This is a genomic window from Paraburkholderia steynii (assembly GCF_900100565.1).
Lineage (GTDB): Bacteria > Pseudomonadota > Gammaproteobacteria > Burkholderiales > Burkholderiaceae > Paraburkholderia > Paraburkholderia terrae.
The window spans coordinates 32729-56572 of the sequence record NZ_FNDI01000041.1; the positions used below are offsets into that span (position 1 = coordinate 32729).

A 23844-nucleotide genomic window follows, 5' to 3' on the forward strand; every position below is an offset into this window, starting at 1 on the left:
CATTCGATGCACTGCGCTCGCGTCCGCTTCGTGACGTTCAAGCGCGCCTGGATACATTGCTGTCGAAGGAAACCGAAAGCCGGCGCCGCGTTCCGATTCGAACCCGATGATGCGCCGGCCCTACGATGCAACTCAACTCATACGGGGAACGGATTGCGTTCCGCGAATCCTTCCTGATGCCAGTACGGGTACGCCGGCCGGACCTTGCTCGCTTCATCGAGCTTCGCGACCTGCTCTTGCGTGAGATTCCAGCCCACCGCGCCGAGGTTCTGACGCAATTGCTCCTCGTTGCGCGCGCCAATCAGCACCGTCGAAACCGTGGGCCGTTGCAGCAGCCAGTTCAACGCGATCTGCGGAATCGTCTTGCCCGTTTCTTCGGCGATCGCATCCAGTGCATCCACGACGCGATACAGATACTCCTCAGGCACGGGCGGACCCATGTCGGCTGTCTTGTGCAATCGGCTCTGGTCCGGCAGCGGCTGGCCACGACGGATCTTGCCCGTCAAACGGCCCCAGCCCAGCGGACTCCATACGACAGCGCCCACACCTTGGTCAATGCCGAGCGGCATCAGTTCCCATTCGTAGTCGCGCCCGATCAGCGAGTAATAGGTCTGGTTCGCCACGTATCGCGGATAACCATAACGGTCCGCGACATCGAGCGATTTTTGCAGATGCCAACCCGAGAAATTCGACACGCCCGTGTAGCGGATCTTGCCCGCGCGCACGAGATCGTTCAACGTGGAGAGCGTTTCTTCCACGGGCGTCTTCGCGTCGAAGCCATGCAACTGGAATAGATCGATATAGTCGGTTTGCAGACGCTTTAGCGCGGCATCGACTGCCTGGATCAGATGGAAACGCGACGAGCCCACGGCATTCGGATCGTTTTCATCGAAGCGAAACGTGGCCTTCGTCGAGATGATGGTCTTGTCGCGACGCCCTTTCAATGCCTCGCCGAGAATCGATTCCGATGAGCCGTTCGAATAGATGTCAGCGGTGTCGAACATCGTGACGCCGGCGTCGAGACAGACATCGATGAGCTTGCGTGCTTCGGCGACATCCGTCGCGCCCCACGCCTGAAAGAATTCGCCTTTGCCGCCGAACGTGCCCGTGCCGAAGCTGAGTACGGGTACCTTGAATCCTGACGCGCCCAGGTGACGATATTCCATGTTGGCCCCATTGATGAATCGGTTGAATGATGCGGACCGCTCGCAAGCTTCGATGCGAGCGCAAAGGTCAGGTCCATAGACTACCCCATTGGCCCGTGGCGTGCAGGCGTGTCGGCCGACGTCATTCAATTGAAAGAAGAAGCATGCGAATATCCAGAATGAATACATGCATGCGAAAGAGATGAGCAAGCGCAGCGCCTGATCCGAATTGCAAAAACAAACGGGGCGCGCATCTCACTGCGCGCCCCGCTTCTCTAAGCTGCCTCAACCGTTGACGGTCTCGACCTCGCTATGCACCGGCTTGCTCTTGCGGCGCAGCTCTTCCGTCGTTTCGCCGCCGCCATCGGGCAGCCAGCCCGGCGGCTGGATCACGTGATTGATCGCGATCCACACGCTCTTCGCCGTCACGACATCGCGAATCAGCGTGGCCCAGTGTTCGAACTCGACGACGAACGGATTGCGTGATGTGGTCGGCGTGACGAGACCGTAGCGGCAGGGTTCTTCGGCGCGTTCTTCGACATAGGTGCCGAACAGACGGTCGAAGATGATCAGCACGCCGCCGTAGTTCGCATCGAGGTACTCGACATTCGAAGCGTGATGCACACGGTGCGCGGACGGCGTGTTGAACACATACTCGAGCCAGCCGAGCTTCGGCACCCACGTCGTATGCAGCCAGAACTGGTACAGCAGGTTCATGTAGAGCGTCAGCAGCACGACTTCAGGGCGCACGCCGAGGAACACGAGCGGCGTGAAGAACATGGCCGAGCCCGTCAGCTTGCCTGTCACGCCGAGCCGATAGGCCGTGGAAAGCGTCAGCTGGTTCGGCGAGTGATGCACGGCATGCGTGGCCCAGAAGAAGCGCATACGGTGCGACGCGCGGTGATACCAGTAGTAGCAGAACTCCTGTCCGATGAAGAGCGCGAACACCATCACCGCGCTATTGATCGACACAGTGAAGAGGCGATGGTCCCACGCGAGGGCGAAAACCGGCGTCGCGAGCGAGAGCGGCAACAACGCGAGCAGCTTGCGTCCGACCAGGTCGAACAGCGAAATCCAGACTTCGTACCACGCGAACGGAGTGGCGGTGCTGCGGTTTTTTCTGCTGAGCACGACTGCTTCGATCAACGACACGAATACGATGACGGCCGAAGCGTAGAGAGGGAGTTTTCCGAAGTGTTCCATGACGATGCCATAACGGTTGTGGCGGGAGGTATCGTCTGCGGTGGGTTGGATCAGTCAGTGCATCGCATCCGATATGCGCACTGTAGTGATGGCCGTCGTTACAGGCTATGCGGAAGTTATTTCACCTTATGTCATGGCGCCCGGCGCCTTGTGGGACGGGGCTTTCGGGGTTTTTTGCGAGACTCGGAAAATGGCCACGGAAGGGGAAAAATTGCAGCGATTGCCGTGTTGCGAACGGTCGTGCTACTCAAAGGTGAATCGCTGCAATCACAACGATTCGCCCAAGCCTCAGCCCGCCATCGTCGCGCGCACCGTGTATTCGCCTTCCGGCACCGCGACCGCCAGCCGCTCCAGCGACGTGTAGAAATCGGCGGGCAGCGGTTCGACGGGATAGCCGCGTTTCTCCCACGCATCCAGACCGCCCTTCAACGCGTGCGCGTGCCGAATGCCCTTGCGATGCAACTGCTCGATGATGCGCCGCGCCGTCGCCTCGCTCGGACAGACGCAATACACGACGATGGGATGCGCGAGCAGCACGGCGTCCAGCTTGTCCGGCGAGTCGAGATCGAGCGGATAGGCGCCCGCGATCCGGTAAGCCTCTTGTTCGCGCACGCTGCGCGGCCGTGCGTCGAAGACCAGCGGCGGCGCGTCCGAACGCATCATCGTATCGAGCTGCTCGGGGCTGATACGCGTCTTAGCGAGCAAGCGCCGGAATTGCACGCGCCGCACCCAGCGGTACAGCAACACCGTCACGCAGATGGCCGCGAATGCGTCGAAGATCGTGCCGCCGTTGTGCCGCACCAGCAGCATCGCCTGCACGATCTCGTCATGCAGCGCCGCGCCGCCGAGCAGATACGCGCCCGTCCACAGCGACGCGCCGACGGCATCCCAGAACAGAAACACGCTGGTCGCAATCGCCGTCGTGCCGAGCAGCGGCGCGGAAATCAGGCCGAGGCCGGGCAGGAACTTGGCGAGCGTGAGAATCGGCGCGCCATGCCGCTCGAAGACGCCGCGCGCAGTGCGCAGCGTCGTATCGAGCGACAGCGAAAAGCGCACCAGCCCGTTCAGCAGTCGCCGGCCGCGCACGCGCCCGACGAAGAACCACATCGAATCAGCGAGCAGCGTCGCGCCAACGGCCGCGCAGAACACGGCCGCGTACGACACCTGCCCCATCGCCGCCATGGTCCCGGCGAGCATCAGCATCGGCGCGGCCGGCACGGGCACGCCGAGTTGCGTGACCAGCACGCTGAGAAACACGGCCCACGGGCCGAGCGAAGCGGGGATAGCGGTGGGGAAATGCCACACGACAGCGGTCCTTTAAAGCATGGTGCGGGCGGCGTTCTCGCTGAACGACGCCCGTCGAAACGGCGTTGCGCGTTGCAGTTGCTGAAGCCGAAAACGAACCCGGCCAGCAAGCGACGCCCGGCGATTCTAGACGGGATTGCGCGAGGACGTGTTCCTGCCGTACAACGCGCCGCCTGTCTTTCCATGCAAAAAGTAACGGATTTCACGGTCAATTCCGTGAAACCGCTTGCCGCTCCCGTGTCAGTCCGGGTCGGGCACCGTCATGCCGAGCAGCGCGGAACTGACCGACTTGCCGTGCGCATCGAGCGCGAGCGAGCGCGTGACGCCGCCGCCGAGCGCATCGCGCAGCACGAAGTTGAACGCCGCGAGGCGCGGCAATTCATGGCGCGTCACTTCGCCATGCACGAAATCGGCGAGCAACGCCTTCACCTGCGCGGCGCTCAGATTGGCGCGTAGATGCTCGTAGTGACGCGGGTCGTGACAAATCACCGACACATTCAGCGTATTGCCCTTGTCGCCCGTGCGTGAATGCGCGAGTTCGCGTAATTGCATGTCAAGCCTCCACGAAAGCAAAAGCCGGCTTCACGTCGTCGCGCGGCAACAGCACGGATTGCACCGCGAGCACCTCGCGTGTCGATTTGGTGACGCCGCCACCGCCCGCCGGTCCGTTCGTATAAAGCGTTTCGACTTCGTTGCCGATGCGTAGCGCTTCCTCAGCCGTGGCCGTTCGTCCGGCGACGCGTGCGCGTACTTCGTACGGCTCGCCTCGCTCGGCGGCGGCCGTCTCGCCGTAAAGCGAATCGATGCCGATCAGATCGAAGCGCAGTTCGCTCGCGGCGACGCTCGTCAGCGCCAGCCGCTCTCGCACGATGTCGAGCGCGAGCCGCGCGCGCGCGACGGCGCCCGGCCCACCATACGAAATCTGCCCTTCGCCGATATAGCCGTCCGCATAAGCCACCGACACCTTCAGCGTGTCCGTGCGCGCCGTGCCCTTGCCGCCCGTCACCCGCACGCGATCCACCGCCTCTTCCGCGACTTCGACTTGCGTGAAATCGGCGACCACATCCGGTTGCAGATAGCGGGCCGGGTCGTGAATCTCGTAGATCAGTTGCTCTTTGCATGTCGCCGCGCTGACGCGGCCGCCCGCGTGCGGCACTTTCGTAATCGTGACCGCACCGTCCGCCGTGACTTCGCCGATCGGGAAACCGAGCCGCGCAAGATTCGGCACGTCCTTGTAGCCGGGATCGGCGAAATAGCCGCCCGTGATCTGCCCCGCGCATTCGAGCAGATGCCCGACGACAGTCGCCTGGCCGAGCGTCGTCCAGTCGTCCATGCGCCAGCCGAACGCGTGGATCAGCGGCGCCGTGAACAAGGACGGATCGGCGACGCGCCCGGTCAGCACGATATCGGCGCCCGCGTTGAGCGCGGCGACGATGGGCGCCGCGCCCAGATAGGCATTCGCCGACACGATGCGCTCGCGATACGCCGCGACGTCATCGCCCGACTCCTCGAAGCGGAACTGGCCTTGCAGCACGACATCGAGCACGTCGTCGCCGCTCACCGCCGCGATCGTCAGGCCGCCCAGACCGAGCGACTGCGCGATCTGCGCTGTCTTGCGCGCAGCCGCATACGGATTGGCCGCGCCCATGTTCGAGATGATCCGCACGCCGTTGCGCGCGGCAACGGGCAGCACGGCGCGCATGCGCGCTTCGAGCAGCGGATCGTAGCCGAGTTGCGGATCTTTGCGTTTCGCCTGCTGCGCGATCGCAATGGTCCGCTCAGCCAGGCACTCGAACACGAGAAAGTCGAGTTGCCCGTGCTCCGCCAGTTCGACGGCGGGCTCGATACGGTCGCCCGAGTAACCTGCGCCGGCTCCGAGCCTGACACGTCGTTCGTGCTGATTTGCTGTCATTGCCGCACCACCCTCTGCTAAAACTCACAACGAAAAAATACCCAGCACGACGCACGCAACCGTCATCACGATCGACGCGCCGAACAGCAGCGGGAACGTGAACTTCTGATGCTCGGCGAGTTCGATCCCGCACAGGCCGACCACGAGAAACGTCGCGGGCGTCAACGGGCTGACGGGAAAGCCCGTCGTCATCTGGCCGAGCAGCGCCGCCTGGCCGACCTGCACGGACGGCACGCCGAGCTGCCCCGCCACTTCGGCAATCACGGGCAACACGCCGAAATAGAACGAGTCGGGGTCGAACAGCATGCTGAGCGGCATCGAAAGCAGGCCGAGCACGACGGGAATGTGACCCGCCATCCCAGGCGGCACGAAGCCGACGGCCGCCTGCGCCATCGCTTTCAGCATGCCGCTGCCCTGCATGACTCCCGTGAACACGCCGGCTGCGAGCAGAATGCCCGCCATCATCAGCGCGGCGCGCGCGTGGGCATCGATGCGCTTGCGTTGCATGTCGACGTTCGGATAGTTGACCATCAGCGCGATGCACAAACCGACCATGAACATGATCGCGGGCGGAATCTTCTCGCCCATCACGACCATCGTGCCGAGCACGATCACCGTCAGCACGATGTTGAACCAGAAATTCTGCGGGCGGCGCAGCGCCTGCTCTTCGGGTGTGAGTTCGCGTTGCGGCATCGGAATCCCGCCAGCCGCGCCCGACACGCCGAGCCGTTTCTCTTCGCGCCGCCCCAGCCAGTACGCCGTGCCGAACACGAACACGAGGCCGATCGCCTGCACAGGAATCAACGGATTGAACAGCGCCGAGACGGGCAGGTGCAGCGACGCGGACGCGCGGATCATCGGCCCCGTCCACGGCAGGAAGTTGATGCCCGCCGCCAGCGATACTGCCGCCGCCAGCACACGCTTGTCCATCTGCAGGCGCTCGTAGAGCGGCAGCATCGCCGGAATCGTGACGAGAAAGCAGACGGCGCCCGAGCCGTCCAGATGGATCAGCAGCGCGAGCAGCGTCGTGCCCATCACGATGCGCGTCGGCCGCGTGCCGACGGCCCGCAGAATCCGGTCGATGATGGGATCGAGCGTGCCCGCGTCGGTGATCGTGCCGAAGTACAGGATCGCGAACACGAACATGCCGACCACGGGCGCCAGGTTCTTCAACCCGTCGACGACGAACTTGCTGGTCTGCAGCCCGAAGCCGCCCATCAGCGACGCCGCAATCGGCACGATGATCAGCGCGACGAGCGGCGACATGCGCTTCGACAGAATGGCGCCGAGCAATACGGCGATGGTGATGAGCCCCAGTAAAGGCAGCATGTGCGTGTCTCCAGGTCTTGTCTTTTAATGGCTTCGAGCGTAAGTTCGGCGCAGCAATAACACAATTGAAATGATTTGATCGCAGCAATCACGAACTGTTATGGATCTGAATCTTCGCGACATCCGCGCATTCGTCACGGTCGCTAACGCGGGCAATTTCACGCGGGCCGCCGCCCGGCTGCATCTGTCGCAGCCGGCGCTCACCGTGCAGATACGGCGGCTCGAAGAGACCGTCGGCGCACGGCTGTTCGACCGCAATAGCCGCTCGGTCGCGCTCACGCAAACGGGCCGCGAGCTGCTGCCGCTGCTGCAACGCTCGCTCGACGACATGGAGCGCGTGCTGCGCGACGCCCGCGCGCTCGGTGAGGGATCGAGCGGCACCGTGCGCCTAGCGTGTCTGCCGACGTTCGCGGCGAGCGCGCTGCCCGATCTGATCCAGGTGTTCAGGAAGCGCGTGCCGCAGGCGCAGTTCCAGATTCGTGACGTGGTCGCGAGCACGGTGAATGCGCTCGTGCGCAATGAAGAGGCCGATATCGGCCTGACGGGCGGCGATACCTTCGACGCGGCGCTCGAAGTGCTGGTCGAAGGCGCCGACCGGCTCGTGGTGGTGTGCCCGAAAGACCATGCGCTGGCCCGCAAGCGCCGCGTGTCGGTCAGCGATGTCGCCGCATCGCCGCTCGTGCTGACGGCGCAAGGCACGAGCGTTCGCAGCGTCGTCGATGCGGCGCTCGAGCAGGCCGGCTGCGCGCCCGAGATCGCCTGCGAGCCGACCTACATGATGACGGCCGTGGCAATGGTGCGCGGCGGGCTCGGCGTGACGATCCTGCCCGCGACGGCCCGCGAGGTGCTGGCCGAACAGGATCTGATCGCAAGACCCATCGACGATCCTTCGTTCGTGCGGCCCATCGCGCTGATCAAAAAGCGTGGCCGCACCTTGCCCCGCGTCGCGGAAGACTTCGTGACACTGATCGCGAAACGCATGAAGTGATCGCCGGAAAAATCCGAACACTTGACATGCGCGCGTCACATGACGTCGTGAGTCGATTGGACGCATTGTGCAATCGCAACCTTACCGGGAAATCGCTATTGCCCGTTTTATGCATCTCCGCCTACTCTTGAGTTCGGCAAGCGGTAGCACCCTGCATCGCAAGCGGCGTCGACGAGCGCCGCGTTCGGCATTCATTCCGAGGCGTTACGCATCACATGTCAGCGTACAAGTTCAAGCTCCTGATCGTCGACGACGACGTCGCGACCGTGCGCATCATGAGCGATATGCTTTCTGATTACGGAGAACGGCGCTTTGCGCTGTCGGGCGAAATGGGCTTGTTGCTTGCGCGGCAATCCACGCCCGACCTGATTCTGCTCGACGCGAGCATGCCCGGCATGACGGGCTTCGACTTCTGCGAAATCCTGAAAGCCGACAGCGAACTCGCGAAAATCCCGGTGATCTTCGTCACGAGCCACGACGCGCCCGCGCTCGAAATCGATGCGTTCCGGCTCGGCGCAGCCGATTACGTAACGAAGCCTCTGAACGCAACCCAGTTGCGCGCACGCGTCGAGACGCAGTTGCGCAAGCGGCTCAAGATCCTGAACCAGTCGGAAAGCTTTCGCGCCGGCCTGTTCCTGCCGCCCACGCTCGGCGCGTTGCCGGACAACATTCTGGTCATCGACAGCGATCCCGGCCGGTTGAACCGTTTGCAGGACCTGCTGCACGATCTCGGCCGCTGCACGTCGGCGACGACGGGCGCGCAAGGTCTCGAACGCGCGCTGCACAGCCTGCCGACCGTGATTCTCGTGGACGCCGCATTGCCCGACACGAGCGGCTTGCAGCTATGCGCGGCGTTGAAGAAGGAGCCGCGGCTCGAAGGCGTGCCCGTGCTGTTGATGACGGACGGCGCGGCCAGTGACAAGGCCGATTATGAACGCGCGCTGCTGAACGGCCTCGCCGACAGCGTGCTGAATCACGCGCAACCCACCGTGCTCAAGGCGCGCGTGAAGCATGCGATGGCGTCGGTGCATGCGGACCAGAGGCGGATCGGCGCGATGCGCGAATACTGGCTCGCCGTGGAGAAAGCCGCACGGCGCGTTGAACGCAAGGACGGCGAAGGGACGGTGCCTGATTGAGCGGAACGGCGGCGAAGGCGCTCTCGCGCTTTTGCCGCCGTTCCACGCTTCACGGCGCGCTGCTAGCGCTCGCTCAGAACCCCGCGGCGAGACCGTCGCGCCGGCTGTCGCTCGCAGCAACATAGCCACGATCCGGCTCGTTGCGGTCGAGCTTCCAGATGAACTGGCCTGAGCCGAAATCCATATACGGATCGTCGATCGACTTGATCGTGTGGCCGAGGCCTTCGAGTTCGCGCGCGGTGCGCGGATCGAGCGTGTGCTCGATATCGATCGAGAAGTCGCGGTTGACCTTCCAGCGCGGCGCGTCGCACGCGGCCTGCGGCTGCTGGCCGTAGTCGAGCATCCGCACGACGGTCTGCAAATGGCCTTGCGGCTGCATGTCGCCGCCCATCACGCCGAAGCTCATCACCGCTTCCTGCTGGCCATCCACCTGCTGCGTGAGGAACGCCGGGATGATCGTGTGGAACGGCCGCTTGCCGCCTTCGACGACATTCGGCGACTTCGGGTCCATCGAAAAACCGCAGCCGCGGTTTTGCAGCGAAATGCCCATGCCGGGCACCACACAGCCGGAGCCGAAACCCATGTAGTTCGACTGGATGAAGCTGACCATCATGCCGCGCTCGTCCGCCGCCGACATATAGATCGTGCCGCCCGTCTTCGGCATGCCGAAGTCGAACTGCGTCGCGCGCTTCGGGTCGATCAGCTTCGCGCGCGATTTCAGGTAGGCGTCGTCGAGCATCTGCTCGGGCGTCACTTCCATCGAACGCGGATCGGCGACGTAGCGGTAGACGTCCGCGAAGGCGAGCTTCATCGCTTCGATCTGCAAGTGCTGCGATTCGATGCCGTCGAGCTTCAGCGAAGCCACGTCGAACTGTTCGAGTATGCCGAGCGCGATCAACGCGGCGATGCCCTGCCCGTTTGGCGGAATCTCGTGTACCGTGTAGCCGCGATAGTCCTTGCCGATCGGCTCGACCCACTCGGGTTGATAGTTGCGCAGATCGTCGAATGTCATCGCGCCGCCGTATTCACGCGCAAACGCCGCGATGCGCTCGGCGATTTCGCCTTCGTAGTAAGCGCGCGGGCCTTTTTCGGCGAGCAGGCGCAAGGTCTTCGCATGGCCCGGCATCCGGATCAGTTCGCTGACTTCGGGCGCGCGGCCGTGCGGCATGAAGGCATCGGCGAAACCCGGCTGGTTCTTCAGCTCGGGCACGGCGGCCGCCCACTTGCGCGCGACGACGCTTGCCACCGCGTGGCCACGCTCGGCAATCTCGATGGCGGGCTCCATCAGGTCGGCGAACGGCAGCGAGCCGAACTTCTTGTGCAGCGCTTCCCAGCCAGCGATTGCGCCCGGCACCGTCACCGTGTCCCAGCCGCGCACGGGTTGCGAGGCGACGCCGTTGTTCTCGCCGTATTTGCGCTTGAAGTAATCGACATTCCACGCGGCGGGCGCGACGCCCGAAGCATTCAACCCGTGCAGCTTCTTGCCGTCCCACACGAGCGCGAATGCATCGCTGCCCAGGCCGTTCGACACAGGCTCGACGACGGTGATCGCCGCGGCGGCCGCGATCGCGGCATCGACGGCATTGCCGCCTTTCCACAGCATGCGCAAGCCGGCCTGCGCGGCAAGCGGCTGCGAAGTCGACACGATGTTGCGCGCAAACACGGGCATGCGCAGCGTGGGATACGGGTTCTGCCAGTTGAAGCTTGTCATGTTGTCACTCTTAGGTTTTGCTGGTTCAGCCACGGCGCCGTCTTGAACGATAGCGCTGCGTAAAGAAATCAGGACTCGCGCGGATCGAGCGCGTCGCGCAGACCGTCGCCGAGCAGGTTGAAGCCGAGCACGGCCAGGAAGATCGCGATGCCGGGAAAGATCGACATCCACGGCGCCTGGCTGACGAAGTCCTTCGCGGTGTTGAGCATCGATCCCCACGACGGCGCGGGCGGCAATTGTCCGAGCCCGAGGAACGACAGGCTCGCTTCGGCGATGATCGCGCTCGCCACCGTGAGGCTTGCCTGCACGATGATGGGCGGCAGCACGTTCGGCAGAATGTAACGCAGAATGATGCGCGCGTGATCGAGACCGATCGCGCGCGCGCCTTCCACGTACTCTTCCGCTTTCACGCTGATCGCCTGTCCGCGCGTGAGGCGGATGAAGCGCGGCATCGCCGAAATGCCGATCGCGGCCATGGCATTCGTCAGGCTCGGCCCGAGGAACGCGCTCAAGGCGATCGCGAGAATCAGGAACGGAATGGACAACAGCGCGTCGGCGATACGCGAGATCACGCCGTCGACGAGCTTGCCGAAGTAGCCCGCGAGCAAACCGAGCGGCACGCCCAGCACAACTGCGATGCCGACCGACACGACGCCCGCCAGCAGCGACGCGCGCGCGCCGTACAGCAGGCGGCTCAACACGTCGCGGCCGAGTTCGTCGGTGCCGAACCAGTGTGCCGCCGACGGCGCCTGGCGTACGGTCATGAAGCTCGCCTGCACCGGGTCGTACTGCGTGAGCCACGGCGCAAACAAGGCCATCACGACGATCAACGCGACGAGTATTGCGCCGAACACGGCCGCCTTGTTGCGCATGAAGCGCACGAGACCACGGCGCTTGCGGCGCGGCAGCGCGGCCGCTGCGGAACGTGCATCGATTGAAGTAGCCATCAACTGCGCCTCAGTCGGGGATTGAGCAGGATATACAGCACGTCGGCGCACAGATTCACGACGATGAACGCCAGCGCCGTGACGAGCACGACGCCTTGCACGACGGGGTAATCGCGATTGAACACGGCATCGACGACCAGCTTGCCGAAGCCGGGAATCGTGAACACCTGCTCGGTCAGCACGGCGCCCGCGAGCAGTTCGCCGAACAGCAGCGCGAGCACGGTGACGATGGGGATCAACGCATTGCGGAACGCATGCTTGACGACCACAGCGCCGCGCAACAGGCCCTTCGCGCGCGCAGTGCGGATGTAGTCGGTGCGCAGCACGCCGAGCATCGCGCTGCGCGTGTGGCGCATCAGTTGCGCACCGAGCGCCGCGCCCAGCACGAACGCGGGCATCAGCATCGTCTTGATGCTGAGCCAGAAGTCCTCGCCCGGCGACACATAGCCCGACGACGGCAGCAGGTGCCAGCGCACCGACACAATGAAGATCAGCATGATGCCGAGCCAGAAATTCGGTATCGACATGCCCGACAGAGCGAAGATGTTCGCCGCGTAATCGAGCGGCCCGCCGCGGCTCGCCGCCGAAATCACGCCGGCCGGGATGCCGATGCCGATGGCGAGGATCATCGCCATTACTGCAAGCTGGAGCGTAACGGGCAGCTTCTGCGCGATCAGCGAGCGCACGGGCACGTCCGTACGCAGCGACGAACCCAGGTCGCCGTGCGCGACGTCACGCACCCACAGTGCGTACTGCGTCGGCACGGGCTGATCGAGGTGATACTTCACCCGCAGCGTCGCGATGACCTGCGCGTCCTGATCTTCGCCCGCCATCGCCAGCACCGGGTCGCCCGGCAGCAGCTTTTGCAGGCCGAAGATCAGCACCGACACCAGGATCAGCGTCGGCACGGCCACCAGCATGCGATTCGCGATGATCCGCAGCATGACGCTCAGCCCTTGACCGACACGCCGCGCAGGCGCACCAGACCGTCGGCGGAGGGCGTGAAGCCCTGCACTTTCTTCGACAGCACGAACGGCCACGGTTGCGCGTACAGATAGACGATCGGGTCGTCGTCGGCGAGGATCTTGCCGGCTGCGTCGTAGTCCGTCTTGCGCTCGGCCGGGGTGAGCCGCGTGCGCGCGTTATCGAGCAGCGAGTCGACCTGCTGGTTGCAGTAGTGCGCGTAGTTCAGGTTGCCCGCACAGGTATTGAACTGATGCAGGTTGCCGTCCGGGTCGACGCGGCCCGACCAGCCCGTGTACATCGCCTCGAAATCGCCGCTATGCCCGGCGTTCAGCTCCGTTGCGTAATCGCTCGGGCGCAGCTTCAGCGTGATGCCTGACTCGCTCAGCATGGCCTGAAGCATCTGCGTGATCTGGCTCGCAACCGTGTTGTTCGGATACGCGAACTCGACGGTCGGATGCTCTTGACCTGCCGCTTTCAGCAACGCCTTCGCTTTCGCGACGTCGCGCTTCGTGGTCGGCAGCGACGTGTTGTAGTACGGGCTCGACTTCGGAATGCCCTGGTTGGCCGGCGAGAAAATGCCCGCGCCGATCACCTGATCGATGGCGTCGCGATCGATCGACAGTTCGAACGCCTGGCGCACGCGCTTGTCCTTCAGCGGATTGTTGCCTCGCGGCCCGTTGTTGATGTTGAAGGTCACGTAGTAGAAGCCGAGGCCCGTCACCGGCTTGAACTGCACGTTCGCGTCGCCCTTGACCGATGCGACATCGGACGGTGCGAGGCGTTCGAGCATATCGAGCGAGCCGGAGCGAAGGTTCGCGAGACGCACGGTGCTGTCGGGAATCGGCTGGAATACGACGCGCTGGATCGGATACTTGTCGGCGTCCCAATAGCCTGCGAACTTCTCCAGCACGACGCGATCGTTCTGCACGCGCTGCACGAACTTGTACGGACCCGAGCACACAGGATGCGAGCCGACGCCAGCGGCATCGGCGAGCGTCTTCGGCGCGAGCATCATGCCGGCGCGGTCGGACAGTGTGGCAAGCAGCGCGGCGTCCGGCTGCTTCAACACGATCTTCACGGTGCTGTCGTCCACGACATCGACGTGATCGACGGACGATAGCTCGCTCTTGCGATTACTCGTCGGCAGACTGCGATAGCGGTCGAGATTCGCCTTCACGGCGGCCGCGTTGAACGGCTCGTCGTTCTGGAACTTCACGCCCTGGCGCAGCTTGAAGGTCAGGGTTTTGCCGTCGGGACTCGTCGTCCACGACGTCGCGAGCATCGGCACGATCTTCAGGTCAGGCGATACATCGACGAGCGAATTGCACAGCGACGCAAACACGATGCGGTCGACGAACTGCACGCTGCGCGCCGGATCGAGCGAGCCGATATCGTCCTGCAAGCCAATGCGGATGGTGCTTTGGGCCATCGCGGCGGAAGCGCCCAATGCGAGCGCGGCGGCAATCAACATTCTTCGCATGCGTTGTGTCCTTGTTGCAGTTCGGGTTGCCATCAGAGGTTGTGCTATGGGTTCGCGTTCGCTGTCAGCGCTGCCTGCTTCTCGCGGTAGATCGCGAGGCGCTCGTTTAGCTTCGTGCTGACGCTCGCGGCGAGCGGCGCGCCGCCGCCCGCGTTCTGCACGTCGCGCCAGAAATGACAGGCGACCTGCCGCCCGCCCGGAAGTGTTTCGGCGATCGGACGTTCCTGCGAGCAGCGCGGCTTCGCGTGCGGACAGCGCGTATGAAAACGGCAGCCCGGCGGCGGCGCGGTCGGGCTCGGCAGATCGCCTTGCAAGGCGGGCTTCGTGCGCCGCTCATGCGGACTGCTGGCGGGAATCGCGCGCAACAACGCTTGCGTGTAGGGATGCAGCGGCGCGTCGAACAGTTCGTCGACCTGCGCCAGTTCGACGATTTCGCCGAGGTACATCACGGCGACGCGGTCGCTCATATGGCGGATCACGGCGAGATCGTGCGCGACCATGACGAGCGTGAGGCCGAGTTCCGCCTTCAGCGATTCGAGCAGATTGATGACCTGCGCCTGCACGGACACATCGAGCGCCGAGACCGGCTCGTCGCCGACGATCAGCTTCGGCTCGCCCGCCAGCGCCCGCGCAATGCCGATGCGCTGCCGCTGCCCGCCCGAAAACTCATGCGGATAGCGCTCCGCATACGCGGGTTGCAGGCCGACTTTAGCCAATAGTTGCGCGACGCGCTCGCGCCGCTCCGATGCATTGCGCGCGAGACCATGAAACGCCACCGGCTCGCCGATGATCTGCCCGATCGTCATGCCCGGATTAAGCGACGCGAACGGGTCCTGAAAAATGATCTGCATCTCGCGGCGCAAGCGGCGCAGCTTTGCGCCTTGCCAGTGCGTGATGTCTTCGCCCTGATAGAGCACGCGACCTTGCGTCGCGTCGATCAGGCGCAGCAGCAGACGGCCGAGCGTCGACTTGCCACAACCCGATTCGCCGACGATCGCAAACGTCTCGCCCGTCTGCACGGCGAACGACACGTCGTTGACGGCATGCACAGTCGGCGTACGCGCGAACATCTGGCGCTCGCCGCCGAAGCGTTTGGTCAGCGCGCTCGCTTCGAGGATGGGTGTCGCGATGTGCTTCGGGCTCGTCATGTCAGCTCCTTCTGCTGCACCGGCTTGACGAGCTGTTCGACAGGCGCGAGCCAGCATGCGACGCGATGCTCGCCCGAAAGCGTCCGGTCGGGCGGCGCGGCGTCGATACAGCGCTGCTCCGCGAACGGGCAGCGCGGCGCGAAGCGGCAGCCGCGCGGCATCTGCTCGGGCGACGGCACCGAGCCGCGAATCGTCGCGAGCGACCCTTCGCGCTTGCCGACGGACGGAATCGCGCCCATCAGGCCGATCGTGTACGGGTGCTGCGGATCGTCGAACAGATCGGCGACCGTGCCGTATTCGACGATCCTGCCCGCATACATCACCGCGACGTGATCCGCGACTTCGGCGACCACGCCGAGGTCGTGCGTGATCAGCAGCATCGCCGTGCCCGTCTCCGCCTGAAGCGTGCGCACGAGCGACAGCACTTGCGCCTGAATGGTCACGTCGAGCGCGGTGGTCGGCTCGTCGGCGATCAGAAGACGCGGGCGGTTTGCAAGCGCCATGGCGATCATCACGCGTTGGCGCATGCCGCCCGACAGTTGATGCGGGAAAGTGTCGAGCCGCGTTTCGGGTGCGGGAATATGGACGAGGCGCAGCATCTTCAGCGCTTCTTCGCGCGCCTCTGCACGCCCGATGCCGCGATGCCGCCGGATGCTCTCGCCAATCTGCTCGCCGATCGTATAGGCGGGATTGAGCGAGGTCATCGGCTCCTGGAAGATCATCGACATCCGGTTGCCGCGAATATCGGCCAGTTCGCGCTCGGACAGCGCGAACAGATCCATGCCTTCGAAATGCGCAGTACCCGCCACGCGACGCGCGGGCGGGCTCGCAAGCAATCCCATCAGCGCCAGCGACGTGACGCTCTTGCCGCAGCCCGACTCGCCGACCATGCACAGCGTCTCGCCTGCATGGACGGGAAAAGAGACGTTATCGACGACATTGGGCACATCGGGCGCGTTCGAAAACTTCAACGAGAAGCCGCGTACATCGAGAACCGGTTGGCGTTCAGCACCGGTCATGCCTGGGTACTCCGCATCGTGTTGCTCGTCCTTGCAGATCGTCATCGAACGATCATACTGGCGGCCATCGTACAAAAAATATTAAACTTTCTTTTCCATACTTAAGTTTTTCTCATGAGTCGATCGTGCGATCGACCGTGAATATCAGATCCGGAACCGCCCATGCCGACGCTTCGCATGTTGAAGACCTTCAAGGCCGTTGCCCGCACCGGCTCGTTCTCGGCCGCCGCCGATAAGGTCGCGCTGACGCAGGCCGCCGTCAGCCTGCAGATGCGCGGGCTCGAAGAGGCGTTGGGGCGGCAACTGTTCGATCGCAGAGGGCGGCAGATTACGTTGACGCAGCACGGTCAGGCGATCTGGCCAAAGGTCGAGCAGATTCTCGATCTGCTGGCTGAACTCGAAGGCAAGCCGGCTGATGCGATGGAAGGGCCTGTGACCATCGGTGCGGTGGTGTCGGTGATTGGTGCGCTGTCGCTGGCCGTGGCGAGGCTAAAGGCTGCTCATCCTCGGCTCGACGTGCGTCTGCTGTCGGCACGCTCGAATGAACTGGCGAACATGGTGGAAGTGGGCGAAGTGGACGTTGCTGCCGTGGTCGCGCGCGCGGACGAGTCGCTGCCCGACACGCTCAAATGGACCAAGCTCTATACGGAGCCGATGATGCTAGTGGTGAGCCGCGACGTCGCCGACAACGATCCGCAGCGCATCCTGCGCAGCCACGGCTTTCTGCGTTTCGACCGGCGCGTACGCACCGGCCAGGTCGTCGAACAGGCGCTGGAAAAAGCAGGCTTGATGGTCAACGAGTATCTCGAACTCAATTCGATCGAAACGATCGTCGCGCTGGTGCGCGAGAAGGTCGGCGTCGCGGTGCTGCCGCTGCTGATACGCGGCAACTGGCTGAACGACCCGCTGTTACGTGTGATCCCTATTTCCAGCCCGCCGACGCTGCGCACGGTCGGCATGGTGCAGCGTGCGTCGGATGACCGCAAGGCGCTGATGCGCGAGATCGTCGATACGCTGCAAGCGATGCCGCGCGACAGAGCGTGACGCGCAGCGAAATGCGGAACGCCTACCCTTCCATCATCCGCATCGGCGAAGCGACGCGGCCGCGTCCCGCGTGCTTCGCTTCATAAAGCTGGCGGTCGGCGGCATCGATCAGCTCGGAGGGCTGCGAGTCATCAGTCGGGAGCAGCGTCGCGACACCCGCCGAGATCGTGACTGTCTCCGCACAGCCCGAATCGAGATGCTCGAGCTTGAGCGCGCGCACGGCCTCTTCCATGCGCATCGCGAGACGTGTCGCCGCTTCAAGCGGCGTGTTCGGCAACAGGCAGGCGAACTCCTCGCCGCCATAGCGGCCGACGGTGTCATAAGGTCGGCGCAGCGTTTCCGTCAGCCGTTTCGCAACGGTTTGCAGACAACGGTCGCCCGCCTGATGCCCGTAACGGTCGTTGTAGCGCTTGAAGTAATCGACATCGACCATCACCAGCGACAACGGCGCCGATTCGCGCAGGCAGTGCCGCCAGCTCGCGTCGAAATCCTCTTCGAACTTGCGCCGGTTGCCGACGCCCGTCAGGCCGTCGACGAGCGCAATCGAGCGCAGCACGTCGCCCTGCATTTTCAACGACAAATGCGCGCGCACCCGCGCGCGCACAATCGCCGGCTTGACCGGTTTCGTGATGAAGTCGACCGCGCCGAGCGACAGGCCATACTCTTCATCGGCTTCGTTGGTCTGCGCGGTGACGAAGATGATGGGAATCGTGTGGGTCAGCGGATCGGCTTTCAGGCGACGGCACACTTCGTGGCCGTCCATGCCGTCCATCACGACGTCGAGCAGGATCAGGTCGGGCATCACCTTGTGGCACAGCTCGATGGTCTGCGCGCCGCTGGTCGCCATGAACACGTCGCAGTCGTCCTTGAAGAGCGCATGCAGCGCGCGAACGTTGATGGGCTGATCATCCGCGATGAGCACCTTCGGACGCCGCGTGAACGTGTGAGCCCAGTCTCCGGGGATGTGTTCTAGCATGTCAGGTTATCCAGCATCTCACGGGTGCTTGCGGCAGCCGTGACGAAATCGAGCGCTTCGATCTCGGCGAGCAGCCGGTCGAAGCGCGGCTGCAACGCCGACGGCACATGCGGCGCGAGCGTTTCGGCGAGATCGAGCGCTTCCAGATTGGACGACTCCAGCCGTTCGAGCAGGCGTCCAAGCCGCTCGCGATATTCGTCCGTCTGCAGCTGCGCGGCGTCCGCCGCATGCGCGCTTTGCTTGCTGCCGAACACGACACGCAACCGTGCAACGCTTTCGAGCAGCAGACGTTCGAGGCTATCCACGTCAACGTGCGAGACGGATGCCGCTGCCTGGCCCTCGTCCGCGTCGTCCGCCTCGATCACGCGATGTTCAAGCGCCGCTGCCGTATCGGCGAGCGCCTTGGCGCCCATCGTTCCCGCGCTGCCCTTGATCGCATGCAGCAGCGCCGCGCTGCGTCCCGTGCCGCCCTGCTCCGCTTCGTCGCGCAAGTCGTCGAGATGCCGCTCCATTTCGCTCACGAACACGCCGAGCGCCTTGCGGATCAGGTCTTCACTGCCGCCAAAACGCCCGACGATCGATTCCTTTCGTTCGAGCAATTCGCTCACGGCAGGTTTATCGTCCGCGCGCGAGTTCGCCGTAGACTCCGGCGCCGCACTTGCTCGCGTATGGGCCAGCAATGCGTTGACCAGTTGCGCGACGTCGATCGGCTTGCCGACGTGGTCGTTCATGCCCGCCGCGAGACATGCGTCGCGGTCCGCGCGGGTCGCATTCGCCGTCATCGCGATGATCGGCAGCGACGCGAAGCGCTCGTGCGAGCGAATCAGCCGCGTCGCTTCGAGACCGTCGACATCCGGCATCTGCATGTCCATCAGCACCGCGTCGAACACGCGCGTGCCCGTCAGCACCTTCTCGACGCCTTCGAGCCCGCTTTCGGCGAGCGCCACCTGCGCGCCTTCGCGGCTCAGCAAGCCTTCGGCCACTTCGCGGTTCAGAGGATTGTCTTCGACTACCAGCAGCGTAAGGCCCGCGAGCCGCCCGGCGCCCTCCGGGGCGGGCGTCGCCTTCCGCTTCGCGTGCGTCGCCTTCTGGCCCGTCAGCACGCGCTGCACGGTCTGCGCAAGCTGCTTCGGCGTAACGGGCTTCGTAACGAAGGCATCGAACGGCATGTCGTCGGATTCCTGCGCGGCGGCGAGCACTTCCTGGCCGTACGCGGTGATCATCACGATAGCGGGCGTGCTGCGGCCCGCGCGCGCTTCGTCGATCCGCCGCGCCGCCGCCAGCCCGTCGAGATCGGGCATGCGCCAATCGAGCAGGATCACGTCATAGCCTTCGTTCTCGCGCTCGGCGGCGCTCGTCAGCTTGACGGCAGAAATGCCGCCCGGCACCACGTCCGCTTCCCAGCCGAGCGCGCGCGCCGTGCGCGACAGCACTTCGCGCGCGATGCCGTTGTCGTCGGCGACGAGTACTCGCAAGCGCCGGTCGCGCGGCTGATAAAGATCGAAGTGGTCCACGGGCACCACGTCGCTGACGCCGAGATTGATGTCGAACCAGAAACGGCTGCCCTTGCCGAGTTCGCTTGCCACTTCGAGCTTGCCGCCCATCAGTTCGACGAGTCGCCGGCTGATCGCAAGGCCAAGCCCGGTACCGCCGAAACGGCGCGTGGTCGACACTTCGGCCTGGCTGAAGCCTTCGAAAATCTGCGTGAGCTGCGTCTCGCTGATGCCGATGCCGCTGTCCGTCACCGCGATCCGCACGCGCACGCCGCTATCGAGCCGCGACAGCAGTGTGAAGCTGACGACCACCTGGCCTTTGATCGTGAACTTGAGCGCATTGCCCGCGAGATTCACGAGCACCTGTTGCAGCCGCAAGCTGTCGCCGATCACGACGGGCGGCAAATCCGGGCTGATATCGAACAGGACTTCGACTTCCTTGTCGTACTGGTTGCCCGACAGCACGACGCCGAGGTCCTGCATCAGCGGCTCGATTTCGAACGTATGCGTGTCGAGCTGGAGCTTGCCGGCTTCGATCTTCGAGTAATCGAGAATATCGTTCAGCAAGCCGAGCAGCGACTTCGCCGCCGTCTCGGCTTTTACGACATAGCCGCCCTGCCGCTCGTTGAGTCCTGTGGATTGCACGAGATCGAGCATGCCGAGCACCGCGTTCAACGGCGTGCGGATTTCGTGGCTCATGTTCGCGAGGAACGCCGACTTCGCTTCATTCGCCGCGTCGGCCTGCTGCTTCGCGTCGCGCAGCCGAAGCTCGATATTGCGCGGCTCGGTGACGTCGTGATTCACGCCCGTCATGCCGACTGGTTTGCCCGATACGTCGCGCTGAACAGTGAAGGTGGTCTGGATATGGCGAATTTCGCCGTCGGGCAGCACGATCCGGTAGAGCGGCAAATGGATGTGCTTCGCGGTGATCTCGCCGGCAAACGCGGCTTCCAGTTTTTCAACGGCAGCCGCGCGGTCTTCTTCATGCACGCGCGACAGCCAGTGCTCGAAACGCAAGCCTTCGGTGGGTGTCGACGTGTAGCCGAAAATCTCGAACATCCGCGTGTTCCAACGCAGCGCGTCGCTCGCAAACTCCCATGACCAGATACCAAGCTCGGCGATATCCGCGGCCAGCAGCAACTGGTCGCGGGCTTCCGATAGTTCGGCGCGCTCGCGAATCTGCTCGGACATGTCCGTGATCACGCAGACGAAACGGCGCTCGCCGCCCGTCACCATCGTCCCCGTCGACACATGGATGGGAAACTCGCTGCCGTCCTTGCGCAAGCCGGCCAGTTCGCATTCGCTGGCGATCTCGCGTGCGTCCTTGTCGACGTTCTCGGCGAACTGCGACGCATAGCGGGTGAACAGCTCGTTGACCGTGGCCGACACGAGCACGCGCACATCCTTGCCGGCGATCTCGCGCTCCGCATAACCGAAGGCCTTCTCGCCCGCCGGGTTGAGCGTCAGGATCACGCCCGAGCGGTCGAGCGTGATGATGGGATTGACAGCTGTGTCGAGAATCCCGCGTGTCGTTTCGAGACTCGCGGCCAGCTTGCGCTCGATGCGCGTGCGCGCGTTCGCGTTGCGCACCAGCCGCCAGCCGAACACGGCGAGCATCAGCACGAGCACGGTCGTGCCCGCCGCATGCCATAGCGTGTCCGACCACCACGGCGCGAGGATTTCATCTTGCGCGAGCGCGGCGGCGACGAAGAGCGGGTACTGGCTCAGGTTGCGCACGCTGTTCAGCCGCGTCACGCCGTCTTGCGCCGACTTCGACACGAAGCGGCCCGCTTCGCCCGATTGCCGATGCACCTTGAATAGCATCGTATCGACGACGTTCTTGCCGATGAAGCGCGTTTCAAACGGACGGCGCACGACCATGATGCCGTTGTCCGCGACTAGCGCGACGGCGCCGTATCGGCCGATATCGAGGCTGTCGTAGAAGCGCGTGAAGAACTCGATGTCGATGGTCGCGAGCGCGACGCCGGCGAACTGGCCGTCCGGACCGTCGATGCGGCGCGATACGGGGACGATCCATTTCCCCGTCGAACGGCTTTTCACGGGCATGCCGATGTGCGGGCCACGGTCGGCATGCGTGCGGTGATAGATGAAATACTCGCGGTCCGCGTTGTTGAAGGTCGTGACGAGCGTGGGCTGCGAGTTCGCGAGCCATTTGCCGTCGCGGTCGTAGAGATACAGGCCGTTGAGTTGCGGCAGTTCCGCGACGCTCTGCATGAACAGGCGATGCAGCCGGTCGAGCGCGACAGGGTTCACGCCGTCATGCTCGACGCGCTCCACGACGCCGACCAGCGTGGTGTCGGCCTGCTTGATGGTGTCGTCGGCGTGCTGCGCCATGGCGCGCGCGAGGTTCGCGGCCGCGACGGACATTTCTTCCATCTGGTCCTGACGCGACGTGACGCTGCGCCATACGTCACTGCCGATCAGCAGCGCGCAGACGACGACGAGGAACAACGTCACCCTGATGGGAAGCGAGATCCGACTGAAAACACGACTGGCCAAGCGAAGCCTCCGACATGCTTACCGCATCTTTTGAAGGTGGCCTACCGGCAATTCTTGCCTGTATTGGCGTAGCAATCGCCGAAAACACGCGAAACGACGGCTACGCACGCAAGGACGGGGCCTTGGTGCCTGATGTCGAGACTACCTTGACTTTCCGGTTAACGACAATGGTATGAGGTTCTTTAAGACGGCTGGCGTTCGTAAGTTAACCACAAGGTGACTCCACAGCCCCTTTTTGCCTTAGTTTCAGGAACGACCAACTATTGCTTTGACAGTCGCAGGCGGATGATCAGCCCCGATCGGATAGGCGCGTTCGCTGGTGTCTCGACAATGCGGACGGCGGCTCGCTGGTAAGTCCGCCGGTTGGAGTACTGCCGCCTGGCGAGACAATTGGCAACGAAGTGTGTGTCACAGGCTTTTGCCTCATGCTACCGCCTCGTCTATAAAACACCTGGCCCGAACGCATCAAAGCAAGGACTGCTGCCCGCTGCTGTCGTCAGCTGGCTTCGGCTTTCGTGGCGGCAGCGGAAACGGTTCTGCACGCATGGCTTCTGCCGGGAAGAGACTCAGAAACCCGCGCGCATCGTCGGTCGTCGTGCATGACAACCAGCTTGCATAGTTCGCGGACGGCACGATCACGACAGAGCGCTTCTCGTCACCCGGTTTGTGGAAGCGGTTCATCAACGGATGCTCGTCTGAATTGACCGTGAGCATCGTGAAGGCAAGCGTCTGTGCCCCATCGATTTCCCTCCATGAGCGCCACAGTCCCGCAATTGCGAAGGGGGCGCCACCGGACATCCCTATCTTCCAGCGGACTGGTTTGCCCGTTTCGTAATTGGGTTCGAAGAACGTTCGGCAAGGGATGAGGCAGAGTTGCAGATTCTTCCACGCGTCGCTGAAGCTTTGCTTGTCGGCAACCGATTCGGAACGTGCGTTCATTGTGTCGTAGGCCTTTCTCCCCGGCCGGATGTGGCGCCGTGGGACGATACCGAACGAGGCTGGCACCGTCTCGAACTCATCTGCACTGCGACGCAAGACAGGCGCGAAATAATCCTTGTAGATCTCAGGCCTGTAGTCGAAGTCCGGGACGGGGAACAGGCTGAACACGTCCCAGGCGTCGTTCGGATTGGCTTCGTAGCTTGTACACATTCGAGCCTCCTCTGCTGCCATCATACCTGCGCCGATCCAGGATATACTGTACATTCATACAGTAGTTTTCTGGCCATGCAAGCTGATTACGCCCCAATACTGGAGTCAATCCATCCCTCGCTCTGGCGGGCCTTGCAGTTCGCGCGCGAACGTCAGGTGACGGTTGACACGGGGTACCCGGCACTGTCGCACGAGTTATCGGGCGGAGGATGGCCGATCGGAGCGCTCGTCGAGGTCCTGCCGCAGGGGCCGGGTTCGGGAGAGAATCTGCCGCTTGCTCCGGCACTTGCATCACTCAGGGAGCCGATAGTCCTGGTTGAACCTCCGTGTGACCCGGGCGTCCAGGGACTCGCTTATTCAGGAATCCCGTCAG

The 23844-nt window shown here is 63.8% G+C and carries 18 protein-coding genes; 3 read left to right on the forward strand and 15 right to left on the reverse strand.

Annotation, left to right across the window (positions count from 1 at the left end; all coding sequences use genetic code 11):
- Positions 1-137 precede the first annotated feature (137 nt).
- From BLT65_RS41395 to BLT65_RS41420, 6 genes are all read right to left on the reverse strand, one after another.
- Entirely contained in the window at positions 138-1166 is a 1029-nt protein-coding gene (locus BLT65_RS41395) for an aldo/keto reductase (protein ID WP_007733625.1), read from the reverse strand.
- A gap of 264 nt (positions 1167-1430) precedes the next feature.
- Entirely contained in the window at positions 1431-2348 is a 918-nt protein-coding gene (locus tag BLT65_RS41400) for a sterol desaturase family protein (RefSeq protein ID WP_042312853.1), read from the reverse strand.
- Positions 2349-2636: 288 nt separating this feature from the next.
- A complete protein-coding gene (locus BLT65_RS41405) occupies positions 2637-3653 on the reverse strand; it encodes a VTT domain-containing protein (protein ID WP_091789696.1) in 1017 nt (338 codons plus the stop codon).
- Between the two features lie 240 nt (positions 3654-3893).
- Positions 3894-4205, reverse strand: a complete 312-nt coding sequence (locus tag BLT65_RS41410; protein WP_091789698.1) for an AtuA-related protein — start codon at positions 4203-4205, stop codon at positions 3894-3896.
- Between the two features lies 1 nt (position 4206).
- A complete protein-coding gene (locus tag BLT65_RS41415) occupies positions 4207-5565 on the reverse strand; it encodes an acyclic terpene utilization AtuA family protein (RefSeq protein WP_091789700.1) in 1359 nt (452 codons plus the stop codon).
- A gap of 24 nt (positions 5566-5589) precedes the next feature.
- Positions 5590-6894 (reverse strand): CitMHS family transporter, encoded by a 1305-nt coding sequence (locus tag BLT65_RS41420; RefSeq protein ID WP_091789702.1) that lies wholly within the window; start codon positions 6892-6894, stop codon positions 5590-5592.
- Positions 6895-6994: 100 nt separating this feature from the next.
- On the opposite strand from BLT65_RS41420, the gene BLT65_RS41425 reads away from it, so the two are divergent.
- Positions 6995-7882 carry a LysR family transcriptional regulator gene (locus BLT65_RS41425; RefSeq protein WP_091789705.1) on the forward strand — a complete coding sequence of 296 codons (888 nt, stop codon included), beginning with the start codon at positions 6995-6997 and terminating at the stop codon, positions 7880-7882.
- Between the two features lie 215 nt (positions 7883-8097).
- Entirely contained in the window at positions 8098-9018 is a 921-nt protein-coding gene (locus BLT65_RS41430) for a response regulator (RefSeq protein ID WP_091789708.1), read from the forward strand.
- A gap of 73 nt (positions 9019-9091) precedes the next feature.
- Here the strand turns inward: BLT65_RS41430 and BLT65_RS41435 are convergent, their stop codons facing one another.
- From BLT65_RS41435 to BLT65_RS41460, 6 genes are all read right to left on the reverse strand, one after another.
- A complete protein-coding gene (locus BLT65_RS41435; protein WP_091789711.1) occupies positions 9092-10729 on the reverse strand; it encodes a gamma-glutamyltransferase family protein in 1638 nt (545 codons plus the stop codon).
- A 68-nt stretch (positions 10730-10797) separates the two neighbouring features.
- Positions 10798-11676, reverse strand: a complete 879-nt coding sequence (locus tag BLT65_RS41440) for an ABC transporter permease (RefSeq protein WP_091789714.1) — start codon at positions 11674-11676, stop codon at positions 10798-10800.
- Positions 11676-12620: an ABC transporter permease gene (locus BLT65_RS41445; RefSeq protein WP_009770856.1), complete on the reverse strand. Its 945-nt coding sequence runs from the start codon at positions 12618-12620 to the stop codon at positions 11676-11678. Before BLT65_RS41445 ends, BLT65_RS41440 begins: the two co-directional genes overlap by 1 nt.
- Positions 12621-12625: 5 nt before the next feature.
- Positions 12626-14122, reverse strand: a complete 1497-nt coding sequence (locus BLT65_RS41450; RefSeq protein WP_091789717.1) for an ABC transporter substrate-binding protein — start codon at positions 14120-14122, stop codon at positions 12626-12628.
- Positions 14123-14166: 44 nt separating this feature from the next.
- On the reverse strand, positions 14167-15270 hold the full coding sequence (locus BLT65_RS41455) for an ABC transporter ATP-binding protein (protein ID WP_091789720.1): 1104 nt from the start codon (positions 15268-15270) through the stop codon (positions 14167-14169).
- Entirely contained in the window at positions 15267-16289 is a 1023-nt protein-coding gene (locus BLT65_RS41460) for an ABC transporter ATP-binding protein (RefSeq protein ID WP_091789749.1), read from the reverse strand. The genes BLT65_RS41455 and BLT65_RS41460 overlap by 4 nt, the downstream gene beginning before the upstream one ends.
- A gap of 162 nt (positions 16290-16451) precedes the next feature.
- Here BLT65_RS41460 and BLT65_RS41465 point away from each other — a divergent pair, with 162 nt between their 5' ends.
- Positions 16452-17333 carry a LysR family transcriptional regulator gene (locus BLT65_RS41465; RefSeq protein WP_091789722.1) on the forward strand — a complete coding sequence of 294 codons (882 nt, stop codon included), beginning with the start codon at positions 16452-16454 and terminating at the stop codon, positions 17331-17333.
- A gap of 22 nt (positions 17334-17355) precedes the next feature.
- On the opposite strand, the gene BLT65_RS41470 is transcribed toward BLT65_RS41465, so the two are convergent.
- The 3 genes from BLT65_RS41470 to BLT65_RS41480 all read right to left on the reverse strand — a co-directional run bounded on the left by BLT65_RS41470 (position 17356) and on the right by BLT65_RS41480 (position 23495).
- Positions 17356-18309: a diguanylate cyclase domain-containing protein gene (locus tag BLT65_RS41470; protein ID WP_091789725.1), complete on the reverse strand. Its 954-nt coding sequence runs from the start codon at positions 18307-18309 to the stop codon at positions 17356-17358.
- Positions 18303-22322, reverse strand: a complete 4020-nt coding sequence (locus tag BLT65_RS41475; protein WP_091789728.1) for a response regulator — start codon at positions 22320-22322, stop codon at positions 18303-18305. Before BLT65_RS41475 ends, BLT65_RS41470 begins: the two co-directional genes overlap by 7 nt.
- Positions 22323-22787: 465 nt before the next feature.
- Complete coding sequence (locus BLT65_RS41480; protein WP_341865852.1) at positions 22788-23495, reverse strand: SOS response-associated peptidase; 708 nt, start codon at positions 23493-23495, stop codon at positions 22788-22790.
- Between the last annotated feature and the right edge of the window lie 349 nt (positions 23496-23844).

What these genes read in the sequence shown, in the direction of transcription:
- BLT65_RS41395 (WP_007733625.1), bottom strand. Translation starts at nt 1,166, where the DNA reads ATGGAATATCGTCACCTGGGCGCGTCAGGATTCAAGGTACCCGTACTC.
- BLT65_RS41400 (WP_042312853.1), bottom strand. Translation starts at nt 2,348, where the DNA reads ATGGAACACTTCGGAAAACTCCCTCTCTACGCTTCGGCCGTCATCGTA.
- BLT65_RS41410 (WP_091789698.1), bottom strand. Translation starts at nt 4,205, where the DNA reads ATGCAATTACGCGAACTCGCGCATTCACGCACGGGCGACAAGGGCAAT.
- BLT65_RS41415 (WP_091789700.1), bottom strand. Translation starts at nt 5,565, where the DNA reads ATGACAGCAAATCAGCACGAACGACGTGTCAGGCTCGGAGCCGGCGCA.
- BLT65_RS41420 (WP_091789702.1), bottom strand. Translation starts at nt 6,894, where the DNA reads ATGCTGCCTTTACTGGGGCTCATCACCATCGCCGTATTGCTCGGCGCC.
- BLT65_RS41425 (WP_091789705.1), top strand. Translation starts at nt 6,995, where the DNA reads ATGGATCTGAATCTTCGCGACATCCGCGCATTCGTCACGGTCGCTAAC.
- BLT65_RS41430 (WP_091789708.1), top strand. Translation starts at nt 8,098, where the DNA reads ATGTCAGCGTACAAGTTCAAGCTCCTGATCGTCGACGACGACGTCGCG.
- BLT65_RS41435 (WP_091789711.1), bottom strand. Translation starts at nt 10,729, where the DNA reads ATGACAAGCTTCAACTGGCAGAACCCGTATCCCACGCTGCGCATGCCC.
- BLT65_RS41440 (WP_091789714.1), bottom strand. Translation starts at nt 11,676, where the DNA reads ATGGCTACTTCAATCGATGCACGTTCCGCAGCGGCCGCGCTGCCGCGC.
- BLT65_RS41445 (WP_009770856.1), bottom strand. Translation starts at nt 12,620, where the DNA reads ATGCTGCGGATCATCGCGAATCGCATGCTGGTGGCCGTGCCGACGCTG.
- BLT65_RS41450 (WP_091789717.1), bottom strand. Translation starts at nt 14,122, where the DNA reads ATGCGAAGAATGTTGATTGCCGCCGCGCTCGCATTGGGCGCTTCCGCC.
- BLT65_RS41455 (WP_091789720.1), bottom strand. Translation starts at nt 15,270, where the DNA reads ATGACGAGCCCGAAGCACATCGCGACACCCATCCTCGAAGCGAGCGCG.
- BLT65_RS41460 (WP_091789749.1), bottom strand. Translation starts at nt 16,289, where the DNA reads ATGACCGGTGCTGAACGCCAACCGGTTCTCGATGTACGCGGCTTCTCG.
- BLT65_RS41465 (WP_091789722.1), top strand. Translation starts at nt 16,452, where the DNA reads ATGCCGACGCTTCGCATGTTGAAGACCTTCAAGGCCGTTGCCCGCACC.
- BLT65_RS41470 (WP_091789725.1), bottom strand. Translation starts at nt 18,309, where the DNA reads ATGCTAGAACACATCCCCGGAGACTGGGCTCACACGTTCACGCGGCGT.
- BLT65_RS41480 (WP_341865852.1), bottom strand. Translation starts at nt 23,495, where the DNA reads ATGATGGCAGCAGAGGAGGCTCGAATGTGTACAAGCTACGAAGCCAAT.